General features: G+C 70.5%; 14 protein-coding genes and 1 pseudogene. 6 read left to right on the top strand and 9 right to left on the bottom strand.

The features are described 5' to 3' along the window. Positions 1-5: 5 nt before the first annotated feature. The 5 genes from AB0K12_RS16545 to AB0K12_RS16525 are packed head-to-tail and all read right to left on the bottom strand — an operon-like array spanning position 6 to position 4655. Complete coding sequence (locus AB0K12_RS16545) at positions 6-1280, bottom strand: ABC transporter substrate-binding protein (RefSeq protein WP_364561074.1); 1275 nt, start codon at positions 1278-1280, stop codon at positions 6-8. Positions 1281-1285: 5 nt separating this feature from the next. Then, entirely contained in the window at positions 1286-2287 is a 1002-nt protein-coding gene (locus AB0K12_RS16540) for a branched-chain amino acid ABC transporter permease (protein WP_364561071.1), read from the bottom strand. Next, positions 2284-3165, bottom strand: a complete 882-nt coding sequence (locus AB0K12_RS16535; protein ID WP_364367328.1) for a branched-chain amino acid ABC transporter permease — start codon at positions 3163-3165, stop codon at positions 2284-2286. Before AB0K12_RS16535 ends, AB0K12_RS16540 begins: the two co-directional genes overlap by 4 nt. Positions 3166-3168: 3 nt before the next feature. Continuing rightward, positions 3169-3885 carry an ABC transporter ATP-binding protein gene (locus AB0K12_RS16530; RefSeq protein ID WP_364561067.1) on the bottom strand — a complete coding sequence of 239 codons (717 nt, stop codon included), beginning with the start codon at positions 3883-3885 and terminating at the stop codon, positions 3169-3171. Further along, positions 3882-4655 carry an ABC transporter ATP-binding protein gene (locus AB0K12_RS16525; RefSeq protein WP_364561064.1) on the bottom strand — a complete coding sequence of 258 codons (774 nt, stop codon included), beginning with the start codon at positions 4653-4655 and terminating at the stop codon, positions 3882-3884. The genes AB0K12_RS16530 and AB0K12_RS16525 overlap by 4 nt, the downstream gene beginning before the upstream one ends. A 178-nt stretch (positions 4656-4833) precedes the next feature. Between AB0K12_RS16525 and AB0K12_RS16520 the strand changes: the two genes are divergently transcribed. Then, positions 4834-6198 (top strand): helix-turn-helix domain-containing protein, encoded by a 1365-nt coding sequence (locus AB0K12_RS16520; protein WP_364561061.1) that lies wholly within the window; start codon positions 4834-4836, stop codon positions 6196-6198. Then, complete coding sequence (locus AB0K12_RS16515) at positions 6185-7651, top strand: long-chain fatty acid--CoA ligase (RefSeq protein ID WP_364561058.1); 1467 nt, start codon at positions 6185-6187, stop codon at positions 7649-7651. The genes AB0K12_RS16520 and AB0K12_RS16515 overlap by 14 nt, the downstream gene beginning before the upstream one ends. Here the strand turns inward: AB0K12_RS16515 and AB0K12_RS16510 are convergent. Then, on the bottom strand, positions 7629-9983 hold the full coding sequence (locus AB0K12_RS16510; RefSeq protein ID WP_364561055.1) for a glycoside hydrolase family 2 protein: 2355 nt from the start codon (positions 9981-9983) through the stop codon (positions 7629-7631). The genes AB0K12_RS16515 and AB0K12_RS16510 overlap by 23 nt on opposite strands. Before the next feature lie 218 nt (positions 9984-10201). Next, positions 10202-11291: pseudogene (locus tag AB0K12_RS16505) on the bottom strand (RNA-guided endonuclease TnpB family protein); the annotation flags it as partial. A 145-nt stretch (positions 11292-11436) separates the two neighbouring features. Here AB0K12_RS16505 and AB0K12_RS16500 point away from each other — a divergent pair. Further along, positions 11437-12306 (top strand): hypothetical protein, encoded by an 870-nt coding sequence (locus AB0K12_RS16500; RefSeq protein ID WP_364561051.1) that lies wholly within the window; start codon positions 11437-11439, stop codon positions 12304-12306. On the opposite strand, the gene rarD is transcribed toward AB0K12_RS16500, so the two are convergent. Further along, a complete protein-coding gene (gene rarD, locus AB0K12_RS16495; protein WP_364561048.1) occupies positions 12197-13162 on the bottom strand; it encodes an EamA family transporter RarD in 966 nt (321 codons plus the stop codon). The two genes, AB0K12_RS16500 and rarD, sit on opposite strands and share 110 nt — an antisense overlap. A 35-nt stretch (positions 13163-13197) precedes the next feature. Then, positions 13198-14226: a LacI family DNA-binding transcriptional regulator gene (locus AB0K12_RS16490; protein WP_364561046.1), complete on the bottom strand. Its 1029-nt coding sequence runs from the start codon at positions 14224-14226 to the stop codon at positions 13198-13200. A 137-nt stretch (positions 14227-14363) separates the two neighbouring features. Between AB0K12_RS16490 and AB0K12_RS16485 the strand changes: the two genes are divergently transcribed. The 3 genes from AB0K12_RS16485 to AB0K12_RS16475 are packed head-to-tail and all read left to right on the top strand — an operon-like array spanning position 14364 to position 17484. Next, positions 14364-15734, top strand: coding sequence for a substrate-binding domain-containing protein (locus tag AB0K12_RS16485; RefSeq protein WP_364561043.1), 1371 nt, complete (start codon positions 14364-14366; stop codon positions 15732-15734). Then, positions 15731-16645, top strand: coding sequence for a sugar ABC transporter permease (locus AB0K12_RS16480; RefSeq protein ID WP_364561040.1), 915 nt, complete (start codon positions 15731-15733; stop codon positions 16643-16645). The genes AB0K12_RS16485 and AB0K12_RS16480 overlap by 4 nt, the downstream gene beginning before the upstream one ends. After that, a complete protein-coding gene (locus AB0K12_RS16475; RefSeq protein ID WP_364561038.1) occupies positions 16642-17484 on the top strand; it encodes a carbohydrate ABC transporter permease in 843 nt (280 codons plus the stop codon). The genes AB0K12_RS16480 and AB0K12_RS16475 overlap by 4 nt, the downstream gene beginning before the upstream one ends. Positions 17485-17493: the final 9 nt, after the last annotated feature.

Below are 17493 nucleotides of genomic sequence, written 5' to 3'. Positions count from 1 at the left end.
AGGGGTCAGCCGGTCAGGGGGCCGAACTCGGCGCGGGTGTCGACCACCTCGCCGAACAACTCCCACCGCTCGCCCTCGAACTGCATGAGCTGCATCGACTCGATGGGGAAGCCGTCGTCGGCGGCGGTGTCGAGCGTGACGCCGGGCAGCAGCATGTCGACCTTGACGCCCTTGAGGTTGCGTACGGAGTCGCGCAGCCCCTCGCGGGTCGGGCAGGGTGCGGCCTCCATCGCCTTGTGGAAGCTGCTCGCGACGGCCCAGCCGAAGGTGTGGTACGGCACGTTCACGTCGGCGCCCGGCGCGTACTGCTTCATCTTCTCCTTGTAGAGCACCATCTCAGGGTCGCTCTCCCACGTGGGGTCGTTCGGGTCCTTGTAGTAGGTGGAGGACACGACGCCCTGCACGTTCTCGAACCCGACCGGCTTGAGCACGGTGATCGAGGCGGCCACGTTGTTGACGATGTGCAGCGGGTTCCACTTGGTGTTCTTGGCGTCGGCGGCCAGCGCCTGCGAGCCGAACTTGGGCGTGGTGACGTTGAGGAACACGTCCGCCTCCGACTCGGCGAGGTTCCGCATCTGCGGGTCCACGCTGGGGTCGGTCACCTCGTAGCTCTGCTCGGCGACGACCTGCACCTGCGTGCCCTCGATGGCCCGCTTGAAGCCGCCGAGCAGGTCCTTGCCGAAGTCGTCGTTCTGGTAGAGGACGGCGACCTTGGCCTGCGGCTTCTCCTTCTTCAGGTACGCGGCGTAGATGCGGGCCTCGGAGATGTAGTTGGGCTGCCAGCCGATCGTCCACGGGTGGGCGGTGTCGGTGCCCCACTGGGAGGCTCCGGTCGCCACGAAGATCTGCGGCACCTTGCGCTGGTTGGTGTAGTCCCAGGTGGCCGCGGTTGAGGGCGTGCCGAGCGTCTGGAACAGGGCGAACACCTGCTCCTGCTCGACCAGCCTGCGGGCCTCCTCCACGGCCTTGGGCGGCTGGTAGCCGTCGTCGCGGACGACGAACTCGACCTTGCGCCCGCCGATGCCGTTCTTCTCGGCGTTGATGTAGTCGAAGTAGGCCTTGATGCCCTTGGGGATGTCCCCGTAGGCGGAGGCGGGGCCGGACAGCGGGTAGATGCCGCCCAGCTTGATGCTGGTGTCGGTGATGCCGGTGGTCTGCTGCCCCTGGCACTGGCCGGTGGCCGCCGTACCCGTGGTGCCGCCGCCGCTGTCCCGCCCCCCGCAGGCGGCGACGGCGAGCAGGAGCAGCGCCGCACCGCCGATCGCAGATACTCGTCGCATCCCTCTTACTCCTTCCGGGGAATCTTCTTGAGCAGGCGCCCGGCCAGACCGGCGAGCCCCGTCGGGGCCACGTACATGACCGCGATGATCAGCAGGCCGAAGATGACGCCGGGCGCGGCGTCGTTGACGTCCTGCGAGATGCTCGGCACGAACATCACGAACAGCCCGCCGAGCACGGGTCCCGACAGCGAGCCGAGCCCTCCGACGACCAGGCCGGCCAGCAGGGTGATCGACAGGTTCACGGTGAACGAGTCAGGCGAGACGAAGCCGATCACCCACGTGTAGACGCATCCGGCGGCGCCGGCGTACATGGCGCTCCAGGCGAACGCGAGCGTCTTGTACGACGACAGCCGCACCCCCATGACCTCGGCCGCCGTCTCGTTGTCGCGGACGGCGTGCAGCGCCCGCCCCACCCGCGACCGCAGCAGCCCCGCCGCCACCAGGAAGGCGACGACGGCGACGACGAGGGTGAGGAAGTACAGCCACTGGTCCTCGGCCAGGCCGCTCCACGCGGGCGGCGCCGGTTTGGCCAGCGTCAGCCCCATGGAACCGCCGGTCAGCTCCTCGAACCGCTTGAGCAGCGGCACCAGGAAGATCGCGATGGCGAGGGTGACGAGCGCGAGGTAGAGGCCGCGCAGCCGCATCGCCGGCACGCCGAGCGCGAGGCCGATCACGAACGCCACGGCCGCCGCGATGGGCAGGGTCAGCGGGTACGGCAGGTCGTACCGGTCGAGCATGATGGCGCCCGCGTACGCGCCGACGGCGAAGAACGCGCCGTGCCCGAGTGAGATCTGCCCGGCGTGCCCGACGAGCAGGTTGAGCCCGAGCAGCGCCACGCTGTAGATCAGCACCATCGTGAGCTGGAAGACGTGGAAGGGCGCGAGCTGGAAGGGCGCGTAGACGGCGGCGGCGAGCAGCAGCGCGAGCCCGGCCCACCGCCAGCGCGGGTCGGGGGCGCGCCGCGCCCGTACGGGCGCCCGGGGAGAGGCTTCCTTGATCTGGATCATGCGCGTTCCACCACCGCTCGCCCGAACAGCCCCTGGGGCCGCAGCAGCAGCACACCGAGGATGATCACCAGCGGCACCCCCACCTTGAGATCGGAGCCGATGACGCCGACGTACGCCCCGGCGAGGGTCTCGGCGACGCCCACGATCAGCCCGCCGACGACCGCCCCGACCGGGCTGTCGAAGCCGCCGAGCGTGGCCGCCGCGAACGCGTAGATGAGGACGCCGCCCATCATGTTGGGCTCCAGGAACAGCAGCGGCGCGACCAGCACTCCGGAGACCGCGCCGACGGTGGCGGCCAGGCCCCAGCCGAGCGCGAGCGTCCAGCCGACCCTGATGCCGACCAGCTTCGCCGAGGCGGGGTTGCTCGCCACCGCGCGCATGCCGAGCCCGATCTTGGTGTGCTGGAAGAGCAGGTACAGCAGCCCCATGGTGAGCGCCACCACGCCGAGCACGCCCAGCGTGGAGAAGTTGACGCTGACCCCGGCCGCCTCCAGCGCGCCGCCGGGGAACGGGTTGGGGAAGTCCTTGATGAGGAACGTCCAGATCCATCCGGCCGCCGCGTTGACGAAGATGAACAGCCCGACGGTGACGATGACGAGGGTCAGCTCGGGCGCGCCCTCGACGGGCCGGATGATCACCCGTTCGATGAGCATCCCGCCCGCGAACGACACCGCCAGCGTCAGCACCAGCGCCAGCCAGAACGGCAGCCCGGCCGCCACGCACTGCCAGGCGATGTACGTGGAGAACATGGCCAGCTCGCCCTGGGCGAAGTTCACGATCCCGGTGAACTGGTAGATCAGCACCAGGGCCAGCGCCAGGCTGGCGTAGATGGCGCCCGCGCCGAGCCCCTCGACGACCTGCTGCAGGAATCCGGCCATCGGCTACACCCGGTACCCGAGATAGGACTGCGCGACCTGCTCGTCCGCCCTGATCTGCGCGGCCGTGCCGGACAGCACGATCCGCCCGGTCTCCAGGACGTGCGCCTGCTGGGCTATGCCGAGAGCGAGGTGGGCGTTCTGCTCGACGACGACCACGGTGGTCTGCTCCTCTGCGTTGATGGTCTGCACGATGCGGAACAGCTCCCGGGTGACCAGCGGGGCCAGGCCGAGCGACGGCTCGTCGAGCAGCAGCACCCTGGGGCGCAGCATGAGCGCCCTGCCGATGGCCAGCATCTGCTGCTCGCCGCCGCTCAGGCTGCCGGCGGCCTGCTTGAGGCGGGTCTTCAGCACCGGGAAGTAGGTGTAGATGCGGTCGAGGTCCTGGGCGACGGAGGCGCGGTCGCGGCGGACGAACGCGCCGAGCCGCAGGTTCTCCTCGACGGTCAGCGGCATGAACGTGCCGCGCCCCTCGGGCACGTGGGCCACGCCGAGCCTGGCCACCGCGTCGGGCGGGCGCCCGGTCAGGTCGGCGTCGCCGAGCGTGATCTTCCCGCGTGCCTTGACCATCCCCGACAGGGCTCTGAGCAGGGTGGTCTTGCCGGCGCCGTTCGGGCCGAGAATCGCGCAGACCTCCCCCTGCCGTACGGTGAAGCGCACGCCGTGCAGCACCCGGGCGTCGCCGTAGCCGGCGACCAGGCCGTCCACCACGAGGTCGCTCACGCGCCCGCCTCCTCTCCCGAGGTCCCCAGATACGCCTCGATGACGCCGGCATCGCGCTGGACCTCCTCGGGCGGCCCTTCGGCGATCTTGCGGCCGAAGTCGAGGCAGACGATGCGCTCGCAGGTGCCCATGACGAACCCCATGTGGTGCTCGACCACGATCACCGTCAGGTCGTACTCGCCGCGGATCGCCGCGAGCGTGCCGGCGAACTCCTCCACCTCGGCCGCGTTCAGCCCGTTGACCGGCTCGTCGAGCAGCAGCAGCCGGGGCCTGGCGACGAGCGCGCGGGCCAGCTCGACCCGTTTCAGCGTGCCGAACGGCAGCCCCGCCGCCGGATGCCCGGCCACCTCGGACAGGTTCAGCCGGTCCAGGACCGCGTCCGCGTCCTCCCGCAGCGCCCGCTCCTCGCGCCGCACGCCGGGCAGCCGGAGCCCGGCGGACAGGAAGCCGGCGCGGCCCCGGTGGTGCGCGCCGACCAGCACGTTGTCGCGCACCGACAGGCGCGGGAACAGGCCGAGGTTCTGGAACGTGCGCGCGATGCCGAGCCCGGCGATGGCGTGCGGCGGCAGCGCGGTCAGATCGGCGCCCTCGTACGTGACGGTCCCTTCGTCCGGGTCGTACCGGCGGGTCAGGCAGTTGAACAGGGTGGTCTTGCCGGCGCCGTTCGGCCCGATGAGCCCCACCATCTCCCCGCCCGCGACCCCGAACCCCACGCCGTCCAGCGCGGTGATGCCGCCGAAGCGGACGGTAAGATCGTGTACCTCCAGCATCCGGCCTCCTGGAGAACAATGTTCTGAAGTTGGCCTCAGCGTAGGAGCCGCTCGTCAGGAGCCGCATTGGGCACGGTGACCCAAGATGTTTCCGGCGAGTTGTCTTCTGAGCACAGCGTGGGTCTCATCCCGGTTACGACCCGTTGACCGCCCGCCGCAGGCCATGGATCATCCCGGCATGTCCACCGGTTCGAGCACCGTGGAAGCCGCCGTACGCGCGGAACGCACACGCATACTCTCCGAGCTGCTCAGCGACCTGCCCGCGCTCGCCGACGTCGCCGTGGCGACGATGCGCGAGGAGATCCCCGCCTACGATGCCCAGGACCCGGCCTTCCACGCCGACGTTCGCGACCAGGTGGTCAAGCACTACCGCGCCAAGCTGGGCGTGCTCCTTGAGGACCGCACGGTCACGCTGGAGGACATCACCTTCACCCGGCGGGCCGCGATGCGCCGGGCCAGGGCGGGGGTGGCGCTGGCCGACTACGTCAACGCGTTCAGGGTCGGGCAGCAGGTCTTCTGGGAGGCCGTGGTCGAGCGGGCCGGGCACGCGTACGCGGGGCGCGAGGCCGCCCTGACGCTGGCCGCCCCGCTGATGCGCTACTGCGACTTCGCCAGCACGCACGCGGCCAACGCGTACATGGAGTTCCAGCAGTACGCGGCGGCCGAGGCCGTGCGCGAGAGCCGCGACCTGCTGGAGACGCTCCTGGCCGGCGCCATCCCGACGCGCGGCAGGGAGCTGGCCGCCGCGCAGGCGCACGGCCTCGCCCCCGACGCGCGCACCCCGCTGCTCGTGGTGATCGCCGTGCTGGCCGGGCCGACCGCCCCCGTCGCGACCGGGCCCGACCAGGGCGCCGACGCCCGGCACGCGGCCTGCGCCGCCATCGCGCGGACCGGCGGGAACGGCACCCGTACGCTGTCGGTCGTCCGCCAGTCGGAGATCGTCGCCATCCCCGTGCTCGGTCCCGGCGTGGACGCGGAAGAGCTGTGCGACCGGCTCCAGGGCGTGCGCGAAAGCCTCGCCGCCGAGGGCATCAGGCTGGCCATGGGCATCAGCACGGTCGCGGCGGGCGCCGCGGAGATCCCGCAGGCGTACCAGGAGGCGCGGGCGGTGCTGGACTTCGTGCCCGAGGACGGCGGCGTGGCCGCGCTGCCCAGGATCACGCCGTTCCAGTATCTCGCGCTGAAGGCCGACGACACCGCCCGGCACCTCGTCGACCGCCGCATCACCGCGCTGCTGTCGGAGGACCGTGCGCGCGGCGGCGTGCTCACCGCCACGATCAGGGCGTTCGCCGGAGCCGACCTCAACTTGCGGGCCGCCGCCGAGCGGCTGCAGATCCACCCCAACACCGCCCAATACCGGCTGCGCCGCATCCAGGAGCGCACCGGGCGGAGCCTGCGCTCGATCAACGATCTCCTGGAGCTGCTCGTCGCCATCGCGCTGCACGATGCGCTTCCCACCAATGCCGGGCGGGAAAGACTGGGTGCCGCGACCAATGAGGGGCGTGGGAGAGCCGACGTACGGTCTTTGCATGAACCTCGCTGACCGGCTCCACGCCGCCGCCCACCGGCTGGGCGGCCGGGCGGTTCTCACGCTGGACGAGGCGGAGCTGACGTACGGGGCGCTGGAGGAGCTGAGCGCCCGCCTGGCGGGCCTGCTGCGGTGCCGCGGCATCGGCCCTGGTGACCGGGTCGCCATCATGCTGCCGAACGTGCCGGAGTTCGGCGTCGTCTACTACGGGGTGCTGCGGACCGGGGCGGTGGTGGTGCCGCTCGACCCGCTGCTGAAGCGGCGGGAGATCGCCGCGTACCTGGGGGACTGCGGAGCCAGGCTGCTCATCGCCTGGCACGCCTTCGCCGAGACGGCCGAGGCGGGCTCCGCCGGCACCAAGGCCGACTGCTTCTTCGTGGTGCCCGGCGAGTTCCGCCGGCTGCTGCGCCGCGTCGCCGCCGAGCCCGCGATCGCCCCGGCCGCGCCCGATGACACCGCCGTCATCCACTACACCTCAGGCACGACAGGCCGGCCCAAAGGCATCGAGCTGACCCACGGCAACCTCGGCGGCAACGCCGCCACCGTGGCCCGCATGCACGCGCTCGGCGTGGACGACGTCGTGCTCGGCGCGCTGCCGCTCTACCACACCTTCGGCCAGACCTGCTCGCTCAACGCCACCGTGCACGCCGGGGCCCGCCTGACCCTGCTCAACCGCTTCGACCCCGGCCGAGCCCTGGAGGTCATCAGGCGCGACGGGGTGACCGTTTTCCAGGGCGTGCCCACCATGTTCATCGCGCTGCTCGACCATCCGGGCGCCTCCGACATGTCGATGCTGCGGGTCTGCGCCTCGGGCGGGGCGGCGCTGCCGCTCGACGTGTTGCGCGCGTACGAGACCCGCTTCGGCTGCGAGATCATCGAGGGCTACGGCCTCAGCGAGACCTCCCCCGTCGCCGCCACCAACCGCGGCGGCCACCACCGCAGGCCCGGCTCGATCGGCTGGCCCATCAGGGACGTCGAGATGAAGGTCGTGGACGAGGACGGCCGCGAGGTGCCGAGCGGCGAGATCGGCGAGATCGTGGTCCGCGGCCCCAACGTCATGAAGGGCTACTGGAACGACCCGGCCGCCACCACCGAGGCCGTCCGCGACGGCTGGTTCCACACCGGCGACCTCGGCCGGGTGGACCCCGACGGCTACTTCTTCCTGGTGGGCCGCCGCCGCGACGTCATCATCCGCGGCGGCTACACGGTCTACCCGCGCGAGGTCGAGGAGGTCCTGTACGAACACCCGGCCGTCCGCCAGGCCGCCGTGGTCGGGGTGCCGCACCCGGAACTGGGCGAGGAGATCGCCGCCGTGGTGGCTCTGCGCACCCCTGTGGACGGGGACGAACTGCGCGACTTCGTACGGGAGCGGGTGGCGGCGTACAAGTATCCCCGCCGCCTGACATTCGTCGACGAACTCCCGATGAGCCCGACGGGCAAGATCCTCAAACGCGCGCTGATCCCCTGACGCTCTCGTTGACGCAGCGCAGCACCGGGTACGACGTCAGGGCCTCCGGGTCCACGTCCCCCTTGACGTGGAAGGTGACGGTCTCGCCGGGGAGCAGCGTGACGAGCTGGTCGTCCACCGTCGCCGCCGGGTCGAGGCGGTCGGGGAAGAGGGCCAGGTCGCGCAGGATCGTCGTCGCTGTGATGGTGACCGCGTGGCCGTCCTTCTCCGGGGTCACGGTCGCCGTGTAGTCGGCCGGGGGGTAGTTCATGGCCGGATCCTCGGCGGTGGTGAACAGCGCCCGGTGGCCGTCCAGTTCGGCGGTCAGCAGGGCGGCCTGCGGGCCTTGGGGCGGGGCGAGGCGCAGGGTGGCGCGGGCGGGCACGGCGACCTGGTCGGTCTGGGCGGCCAGGGCCCGGCCCCCCAGGTCGCGCAGGGCCAGGGTGAGGGTGCCGGACCAGGTGTCGTCGGTGTCGTTGACCAGGACCACCTCGTCGCCGAGCCGGGTGATGAGGCGGTCGGCGTAGGAGCGGCGCAGGGCGTACCAGAGGGGCTTCCTGCGGCCCCCGCCGTCCACGGCGGCCCACGAGGTGACCGGCCAGCAGTCGTTGAGCTGCCAGACGATCGTGCCCATGCAGTACGGCATCAGCGCACGGAACCGCTCGACCCCGAACGTCATCGCGCGGGCCTGGTTGAGCTGCGTGTAGTAGTGCCAGTCGTCGAACGTCTCGGGGCGCGGCAGGTGCTCGCCCAGCCCGGCCAGCAGCTTGTCCTGCCCGGCTGGGGCCTTCTGGTGCGAGGAGCCGGGGGTCAGCGGCTCGTCGGAGGAGCCGGCCCGCAAGGTGGCGTACGTCGGCGGCCCCTGGTAGCCGAACTCGGCGACGAAGCGAGGCGTGTAGTCGGCGTAGTGGAGGTAGTCGAGCCCGCCGCCCCAGACCGTCCAGATGTGCACGGTGCCGGTCGAGGGGTCGCGGACGTCGCGGTCGGGGCTGCCCGAGTAGGGGCTGCCCGGCCAGTAGGGGCGGGTCGGGTCGAGCTCGGAGACCACCGAAGGCAGCAGGTCGTAGTAGAACGCGGCGCCCCAACTCCTGCCGTCCAGCCGCTCGCGCCAGTCCCAGTGCTGGTGGCCCTCGATGTTCTCGTTGTTGCCGCACCACAGCACGAGGCTCGGGTGGGCCGACAGCCTGGCCACGTTGTCGCGCGCCTCGGCCTCGACCTCGGAGCGGAACGGCTCCTCCTCGGGGTAGGCGGAGCAGGCGAACGGGAAGTCCTGCCACACCAGCAGGCCGAGGCGGTCGGCGAGGTCGTAGAAGGCGTCGGACTCGTAGCCGCCGCCGCCCCACACCCGCAGCGTGTTGGCGCCGGCGGCGACGGCCTGATCGACGCGTGCGGCCAGACGGTCGGGGGTGACGCGGGCGGGGAAGCAGTCGTCGGGGATCCAGTTGAAGCCGCGCACGAACACCGGCCGCCCGTTGACGATCAGCCGGAACGCGTCGGTGTCCAGCTCGACCGTGCGGAAGCCGATCTCGCGCCGCCACTGGTCGGAGCCGGCCCGCACGGTCAGCGGGTAGAGCGGCTGCGCGCCGTGGCCACGTGGCCACCACCGCTCGGCGTGCGGCACGTCGAGGCGCAGCACGGCCTCGCTCTCGCCCTGCTCCAGCTTGGCCTCCACGGTCACGCCGGCCACCTCGGCGGTGACGGTGACGGGCGCCTCACCGGTACGTTCGACGCGCACGTGCACGTCGACCCCGTCGCCGCGCACCAGCGGCCGCACCTCGGCGAGGCGCGCGCCCGACCAGGAGTGCAGGCCGATGGGCCGCCAGATGCCGCTGGTCACCAGGGTGGGCCCCCAGTCCCAGCCGAAGTTGCAGGCCATCTTCCTGATGAACGCGTACGGCTCGTCGTAGGCGGCCGGCCGGTCGCCGTGCCTGGCCTGCTGCTCCTCGGCGTAGGCGTAGGGGGCGCGGAAGCGCACCTCCAGCGTGTTGCGGCCGTCGCGCAGCAGGTCGCGGGCGGCGAAGCGGTAGGTGCGGTGCATGTTGGCGGTGCCGCCCAGCTCGTGGCCGTTGAGCAGCACGGTGGCGACCGTGTCGAGCCCTTCGCAGACGAGGTCGGCCCGCTCGGCGCCGTCGTCGTGCCAGTCGAAGGCGGTCTGGTAGATCCAGTCCGTCCGCCCGATCCAGCCCAGCCGCCGCTCGTTGTCGTCGCGGTAGGGGTCGTCGATGAGCCCGGCGGCGAGGAGGTCGGTGTGCACGCTGCCCGGCACGGCCGCCGGGATGCCGGCCGGGATGGCGGCAAGGTCACGTTCGCCGTCTGCGCGGAGGGTCCAGCCGTCGTGCAGCGCACGGAACACGTGTTTTCTCCCTACTAAACCGAATAAGCCCACGCGACTCTACGTGGGAGCCTCAGGGCCGTCAACGGGTGGGATGGTGAGGTTAACCGGTTCCCCAGCGACGTGGCCGGCGAGCGGAGATCGTAAAAGGGGTATGTACTCAGGGAACTCTCCCGGGAGACCCATTTGGCATCCTCCCCCTCGTCAACGAGGGGGATTCCCACGGTCGCCCGTGAGGGTTCCTGCTTCACAGCCGGTCGCCCCGTCGGAGAGGACTCTCGTTGAGGCCTTACACCAGCTCCACAGGCGTTTCAGCTCTCCGCCAGCCCGGCGGCGAGCACGTTCCTGGCCGCGTTCACATCCCGGTCGTGGACCGTGCCGCAGGCACACATCCATTCCCGGATGTTCAGCGGCATCTTCTCCTGCAGGGACCCGCACGCCGAGCACAGCTTCGACGACGGGAACCAGCGGTCGACCGCCACCACAGTCCGCCCGTACCATCGTGCCTTGTACTCCAGCATGGAGCGGAACTCCCGCCAGGACGCGTCGGAGATGGCGCGGGCCAGGCTGCGGTTGCGGACCATGGTGCGGACGGTCAGGTCTTCCACGGCGATCACTTGATTCTCGCGAACAAGCCGTGTCGTGACCTTGTGCAGGTGATCTCTTCTGCGATCGGCGATCCGGGCGTACACCCTGGCCACCTTCACTCTGGCCTTGGCCCGGTTGTTCGACCCCTTGGCTTTACGGGCCAGGGCCCGCTGAGCCTTGGCCAGCCTGCGCCGATCGCGCCGTTCGTGACGCGGGTTGACCTTCTCCTCGACCAGGAGGGACACGAACCAGCGTCCCGCGCCGTCGCGGGAGACGGTGACCGTGGACGGCTGCGCACCCTCCGGCAGCCGACGCGACCACACAATGGCCAGCGGCGTGTCCATCTTCGCCAGCGTCAAGGTTCCCTGGCGCCGGTGGAACGCCGAACGCGTGTACTCCGCCGACGCCCGGGACTTCTTGCGGGACTTGACGGTCGGGTATTTGGCGCGCTTGGCGAAGAAGTTCGCGAACGCCGCCTGAAGATGCCGCAACGCCTGCTGCAGAGGGACCGACGACACCTCCGACAGGAAGTCGAACTCGCCGCTGCGCTTCCATTCCGTCAGGCGCGCGGAGGACTCCACGTAGGAGACGGCGGCCTTGCAGGGTGTAGGCGCGGGTGCGTTCTTCGAGTGCCTTGTTGTAGACGAGGCGGACGCAGCCGAAGGTCCGGGCCAGCTCGGCGGCTTGCTCGGGGGTCGGGTGGAAGCGGTACTTGTAGGCCCGCTTCACGATCTGCGCCACGCCTCACATGCTCCCACGATCGGCCAAAGATCGCGCGTGTGTTCGATATGCCGGTTCGCCTGACGGCATCGGCTGCCCCTGTCCTGCTCCGCAGGGGTCCGATTCCTCCCCCGCCTGAAGGCGGGGGTTTCCACGGAGGTATCTGATGACGAGACGCGCGAAGAAGCAGCCGACGTTCGCACTCGACCCCGTCCTGGTCATCGGCACCGCGCTGTCGGTCCTGCTCGGCGTGATCTTCTACGTCCGGGAGGACACCGCGCAGGGGCTGGGCATGGTGGCGGGGCTCATCGGCGGCGTGATCACGTTACAGGTGCAGACCCTGCTGCGGGAGAAGCGCAGGATCGACCACGAGACGCGGGTGGGGCAGATGGTGGCGACCATCGAGAAGATCCCGTGGCTGCCCGACCTGATGGTGCCGATGCTGCGGGCGGCCAAGCACGTGGAGCGCGAGTACGCGGGCACCCCCGCCGCCGACGCGTGCCGGGTGGCGTTCGAGGACTGCCTGCGCACGCTGGCCGACCTCGAACGCGGCCACTTCCGCACGCCGTACGGCGACAACGCGGTCTTCCAGCGGCTGATCGACCAGACCAAGGCCACCATGTGCGCCACCAGCGTGCCCTCGGTCGACCTCACCTGGTGGCGCGAGCCGGTCGGCCGCCAGTATTGGCAGGCCCAGCTCGACGCGCTGGCGCGGGGCGTGACGATCCGCCGGGTCTTCATCTACCACGAGTGGAGCGAGGATCTGGAGGCGCTGGCCCGCGAGCAGGTCGCGGCCGGCGTACGGGTGCGCAGGGTGCACGTCGACCGGCTCCCGCCGGCGATGCGGGTGATCAGCGGCGTGTGGGACGGCACCTGCGGCCACGAGCTGAGCTACACGGCGGCGGGTGAGGCGGTGCACGACACGTTCACGGTGTCTCCCCCTGATCTCGAACGGCTGATGACGCAGTTCGAGATGATCGAGCGGAGCGCGGTGGAGCTCGACGAGCCCCGGCGGCAGCCCGACTCCGTCGCCTGACGCCTTCGGCGGTCAGCATGGCGAGCGCGGACCACAGCAGGGCGAACGCCGCCCACCTGACCGCCGGCATCACCTCACGGAACACCAGCACGCCGAGGAGGAACTGCACGATCGGCTCGATGAACTGCAGCATGCCGACCACGCTGAGCGGGACCCGCGTGGCCGCCGCGTTGAACAGCAGCATCGGCGCCATCATGACGAACCCCGAGCCGACGCCGAGCAGGGTGTTGCCGAGCGACACGTGGCCGAACGTGGCCTGCCCCGAGGCCTGCAGCACGATCGTGTAGACCGCGGCGAACGGGAACAGCACCGCGGTCTCCACCATCAGCCCCTCGACGGCGCCCACGTCGAGGTGCTTCTTGATCAGCCCGTACAGGCCGAAGGTGGCGGCGAGGCCGAGCGCGATCCAGGGCAGGCCGCCGTACGCGGCGGTGAGCACGGCGACGGCTCCGGCGCCGAGCCCGATGGCGGCCCATTGGCCAGGCCGCAGCCGCTCGCGCAGGACGGCCACGCCGAGCGCGACGCTGACCAGCGGGGTGATGAAGTAGCCGAGCGAGGCGTCCACCACGTGGCCGTTGGTGCTGGCCCAGATGAACAGCGCCCAGTTGGCCGAGGTGAGCACCCCGGCGACGGTGAGCAGGCCCAGCTCGCGGGGCTTGCGCAGGATCTCGGCCACCCTTTTCGCCCGGCCCATGGCGAGCAGCAGCAGGCCGACCGCGATGGGCGAGAAGAGCACGCGCAGGGCGAGGATCTCGATGGCGCCGGTGGGCTCGACCAGCGGCCAGTAGAGCACGGACAGGCCCCACAGCACGTACGCCGCCGCGCCGAGCAGGAGACCTTGACGAGCGACGGGCACCACCCAACCTTACGTCGTCCGATCAGAACGGCCGATCAGGCCGGCTGCTCCCCCGCCGTGCTCTCGCGGACGATCAGCCGGTGCGGCACCACGATCTCGGGCGGCGGGCCTGACGGCTCGGCCGCGGTGATCGTCTCCAGCAGCGCGTCCACGGCCCGCCTGGCCAGCTCGCCCTTGTCGGGGGCGATGGTGGTGAGGCTGGGCGTGCTGTACTGGCCCTCCTCGATGTCGTCGATGCCCACCACCGCGACGTCGTCGGGCACCCGCCACCCTGCCCTGGTCAGCGCCCTGATCGCGCCGAGGGCGAGCAGGTCGTTGTAGCAGAAGACGGCGTCGGGCGGCTCCGGCAGGGCGATCAGGCGCTGGACGGCCTCGGCGCCGAGCCGCCGGTGGAAGTGCGGCGTGGAGACGATCAGCGTCTCGTCCACCTCGATGCCGGCGCGGGCCAGCGCCTGCCGGTAGCCGGTGGTGCGGAGCTGGGCGGTCTCGCCGGTCGCGTACGGCTGGTCGCCGATGGCGGCCACCCGGCGCCGGCCGAGGTCGAGGAGGTGGGTGGTGGCCTCGCGGGCGGCGGCGACGTTGTCGATGGCGACGTGGGGCAGGCTGCCGTTGAAGATGTGCTCGCCGAGCAGCACGATCGGCACCTTGTTGGCCCGGCCGCGCAGCTCTTCCGCGGTGACGGAGATGGGGCTGATCAGCAGGCCGTCGAAGAGCGTGGCGCGCGAGTCGCGGCCGAGCAGCTCGCGCTCCCTGTCGCCGTCGCCGTCGGTCTGGTCGATCATGACGACGTAGCCGCGGGCGCGGGCGGCGGTGATGATCTCGCGGGCCAGCTCGGCGAAGTAGGGCACGTCGAGCTCGGGCACGACGAGCGCGATCATCCCGGTGCGGCCCTGCTTGAGGTTGCGGGCGATGAGGTTGGGACGGTAGCCGAGCTCGTCGAGCACGGTCTGCACCCGGGCGCGCAGCTCGTCGGAGACCGGCGCGTAACCGTTCACCACGTTGGACACCGTGCGGATCGACACGTTCGCCCGCTTGGCGACGTCACGCAAGGTTGGACCGGCCATGCGTCTCCTATACCTCCCGCGCTCTCTGTTGGGTAGATCCTAAACCCGCCCTTGCATCGTTGCAGACGAGTATGCATGATGTCTGCATCGTTGCAGAGCCCTCACACCGTCTCATCCCGTCCGGCTAGGAGTCGAAGATGCCCCCATCCCCCATAGGCCGCCGTGGTTTTCTCAAGGGAGCCCTGGGCATCGGGGCCCTCGCCGCCACCGGCTCGCTCGCCGCCGCCTGCGCCGCGCCCGGCGGGACCGGCGCCGAGCCCAGCAAGCTCACCAAGCCCACCGCCACCGCCTCGGCCGCCAAGGGCGAGATCACCATCTGGAACCGGTCGGGCGACCTGTTCAAGGTGTTCGACGCGGCGATCGGCGAGTTCCGCAAGGCGTACCCGAACGTCAAGGTCGACCACCAGGCCGTGGACATCGACGCCAAGCTCGCCAACACCCTCATCAGCGGCACCGACGTGCCCGACGGCAGCTTCTGGGACGACGCCAAGATCGGCGGGCAGGCCGAGCACCTCTTCGACCTGACGGACCTCATCGCGCCGTACAAGGACCAGACGTCGGCGTACAAGCTGTCGGTGAACACCGTGGACGGCAAGATCTACGGCGTCCCGTGGGACCTCGACCCCGGCCTGCTGTGGTACCGCGAGGACATCCTGGAGGACGCGGGCGTCGACCCGGCGGGCCTCGCGACGTACGACGACCTGCTCGCCGCGGCCAGGACTGTCAAGGAGAAGGACCCCAAGACCAAGCCCATCCACCTGGAGAAGACGCCGTTCCTCAGCCAGCTCTGGCTGGAGATGCTGGCCAACCAGCAGGGCACCAGCCTCACCGACGCGCAGGGCAAGCTGCGCCTCGACTCCGAGGAGTACCGGCGGATCTTCGGCTGGATCGACACGGCGGTCAAGGACGGCCTCGTCACCCACGCGCCCTACCTGGAGCCGGCCGACGTCAACACGCTCGACAACGGCCAGCAGGTGTTCGTGCCGTGGGCGATCTGGTGGTCGTTCGCGCCGCAGCAGCTGCTGAAGAACACCAAGGGCAAGTGGCGGGCCGCGCCGCTGCCCGCCTGGACGCCGGGCGGCGCGCGCAGCGGCGCGATGGGCGGCAGCAGCTTCGTCATCCCGGCCAAGGCCAAGAACCCCGAGCTGGCCTGGCTGCTGTACGAGTTCCTGTGCTTCAAGGAGCCCGGCTACACCGCCGTGTACGGCCCCAACGACGTCTATCCCGGCGGCCTGTCCACCTCGATCCCGAGCTACCAGCCCGCGCTCGACCCGGCCAAGCCGCTGTTCCAGCCCATCGAGGCGCTCGGCGGCCAGGACCTGTGGAAGGTCGCCGTGGACGCCGCCGCCACCATCCCGGCCGCCGCGCCGATCCCGTGGTGGTGGGCGCAGTCGGTGGACTACCTGGGCAACAACATGCAGCGCCTGATCGACGGCAAGATGACGCCCGACCAGGTGATCTCCGACTCGGCGGAGAAGATCCAGCGCAACCTCATCGACCGCTCATGACGAGTCTCACCCGTGGTCTCCGGCGGCCCGCCAAGCTGTCGCCGTGGCGGACCGCCCGGCTGTCGCCGTATCTGTTCATCGCCCCGTTCTTCGTGGTCTTCGCCGCGTTCGGGGTCTACCCGCTGATCTACGCGCTGCAGCTCAGCTTCATGCGCTGGCGGGGAGCGGGCGCGGCGCGCTGGGTCGGCCTGGACAACTACCTCTACCTGCTGACCAGCCCCGACTTCTGGGCCTCGCTCGGCAACAGCGCCGTCATGTGGCTGCTCATCGTGCCGATCCAGGTCGTGGCGGGGCTCGGCGGCGCGGTGCTGCTGGCCAACGCCAAGCTGCGGCTGCGCGGGTTCTTCCGGGTGGCGTTCATCGCGCCGTTCGTGACCCCGCTGGTGGCCATGGCGCAGGTCTGGATCGTGGTGTTCGACCAGGACTACGGCCTGGTCAACTACCTGCTCAACCTGGTCGGGCTGCCCGACGTCGGCTGGCTCACCTCCACCACGTGGTCGAAGCCGACGCTGGCGCTGCTGTTCCTGTGGAAGACGACCGGGTTCGCGATCATCATCCTGCTCGCGGGGCTGCAGGCCGTGCCGGGCGGCGTGTACGAGGCCGCCTCCCTCGACGGCGCGTCCCGCTGGCGGCAGTTCTGGTCGATCACGCTGCCGCTGGTGCGGCGGAGCATGGCGTTCCTCGTCGTCATCCAGACGCTGGCGGTCTTCCAGATGTTCTCCGAGCCGTACGTGGTGACCGAGGGCGGCCCGTACGGCTCCACCACGACCGCCGGGCTCTACCTCTACGACCACATCACGGCCTCCGACCTCGGCACCGGCGCGGCGAACTCGTTCCTGCTGGTCCTGCTGGTCTTCGGCCTGTCGCTGATCTCGGTCAGGCTGCTGCGCCCGAAAGACGAGGTGTCATGACGCAGAACAGGCCGGGCATCGTCCAGTACGCGGTGCTGACGCTGCTCGCGATCGCGTTCCTCTACCCCATCTGGTGGGCGGTCAGCTCGTCGCTGAAACCGGCGGCCGAGATCATCACGAGCCCGCTGTCGCTCGGCGAGCCGACCCTGGACAACTACCGGGCGATGTTCGCCGACGTGCCCATCGGCACCGGCTTCGCCAACACGGCGCTGGTGCTGGCGGTCAAGGGCGCGATGACGATGTTCTTCTGCCCGCTGGCCGGCTACGCCTTCGCCAAGTACGACTTCCCGTTCAAGAACCTGCTGTTCGGCGTGGTGCTGCTGACGCTGATGCTGCCGACGCTGGTGCTGATCATCCCGCTGCTGCTGGAGATGAGCGCGCTGGGCTGGGTGAACACCTACCAGGCGCTGATCCTGCCGGGCAGCGTGGACGCCTTCAGCATCTTCTGGATGCGGCAGACCATCGCCGCCATCCCGAACGAGCTGATCGACGCGGGGCGGGTGGACGGCGCCGGCGAGTTCGGCATCTTCTGGCGGGTCGTGCTGCCGGTCATCCGGCCGGGCCTGGCCGCGCTGGCGGTGCTGACCACCATGAACATCTACAACGACTTCGTCTGGCCGGTCGTCGCCGTCAACGACACCTCACACCAGACGTTGCAAGTGGTGCTGTCCACGCTGGCGCAGAACGTCACCGGCAACCGCATCGGCGCCGACTTCGCCACCGTCTGGGGCGAGCTGCTCGCCGCCGGCAGCATCGCGCTGCTGCCGCTGCTGGTGATCTTCGTCCTGCTGCAGCGCCACTTCATCAACGGCATCCTCGCGGGCAGCGTCAAGGGCTGACCCCACACA

Source organism: Nonomuraea sp. NPDC049419 (genome assembly GCF_040676995.1).
GTDB classification, from domain to species: domain Bacteria; phylum Actinomycetota; class Actinomycetes; order Streptosporangiales; family Streptosporangiaceae; genus Nonomuraea; species Nonomuraea salmonea.
The sequence above is the reverse complement of the archived record's forward strand: the minus strand, read 5'-3'. Positions and strand labels throughout refer to the sequence as shown.

What these genes read in the sequence shown, in the direction of transcription:
- AB0K12_RS16525 (WP_364561064.1), bottom strand. Translation starts at nt 4,655, where the DNA reads ATGCTGGAGGTACACGATCTTACCGTCCGCTTCGGCGGCATCACCGCG.
- AB0K12_RS16475 (WP_364561038.1), top strand. Translation starts at nt 16,642, where the DNA reads ATGACGCAGAACAGGCCGGGCATCGTCCAGTACGCGGTGCTGACGCTG.
- AB0K12_RS16490 (WP_364561046.1), bottom strand. Translation starts at nt 14,226, where the DNA reads ATGGCCGGTCCAACCTTGCGTGACGTCGCCAAGCGGGCGAACGTGTCG.
- AB0K12_RS16520 (WP_364561061.1), top strand. Translation starts at nt 4,834, where the DNA reads ATGTCCACCGGTTCGAGCACCGTGGAAGCCGCCGTACGCGCGGAACGC.
- AB0K12_RS16485 (WP_364561043.1), top strand. Translation starts at nt 14,364, where the DNA reads ATGCCCCCATCCCCCATAGGCCGCCGTGGTTTTCTCAAGGGAGCCCTG.
- AB0K12_RS16545 (WP_364561074.1), bottom strand. Translation starts at nt 1,280, where the DNA reads ATGCGACGAGTATCTGCGATCGGCGGTGCGGCGCTGCTCCTGCTCGCC.
- AB0K12_RS16515 (WP_364561058.1), top strand. Translation starts at nt 6,185, where the DNA reads ATGAACCTCGCTGACCGGCTCCACGCCGCCGCCCACCGGCTGGGCGGC.
- AB0K12_RS16480 (WP_364561040.1), top strand. Translation starts at nt 15,731, where the DNA reads ATGACGAGTCTCACCCGTGGTCTCCGGCGGCCCGCCAAGCTGTCGCCG.
- AB0K12_RS16535 (WP_364367328.1), bottom strand. Translation starts at nt 3,165, where the DNA reads ATGGCCGGATTCCTGCAGCAGGTCGTCGAGGGGCTCGGCGCGGGCGCC.
- AB0K12_RS16500 (WP_364561051.1), top strand. Translation starts at nt 11,437, where the DNA reads ATGACGAGACGCGCGAAGAAGCAGCCGACGTTCGCACTCGACCCCGTC.
- AB0K12_RS16540 (WP_364561071.1), bottom strand. Translation starts at nt 2,287, where the DNA reads ATGATCCAGATCAAGGAAGCCTCTCCCCGGGCGCCCGTACGGGCGCGG.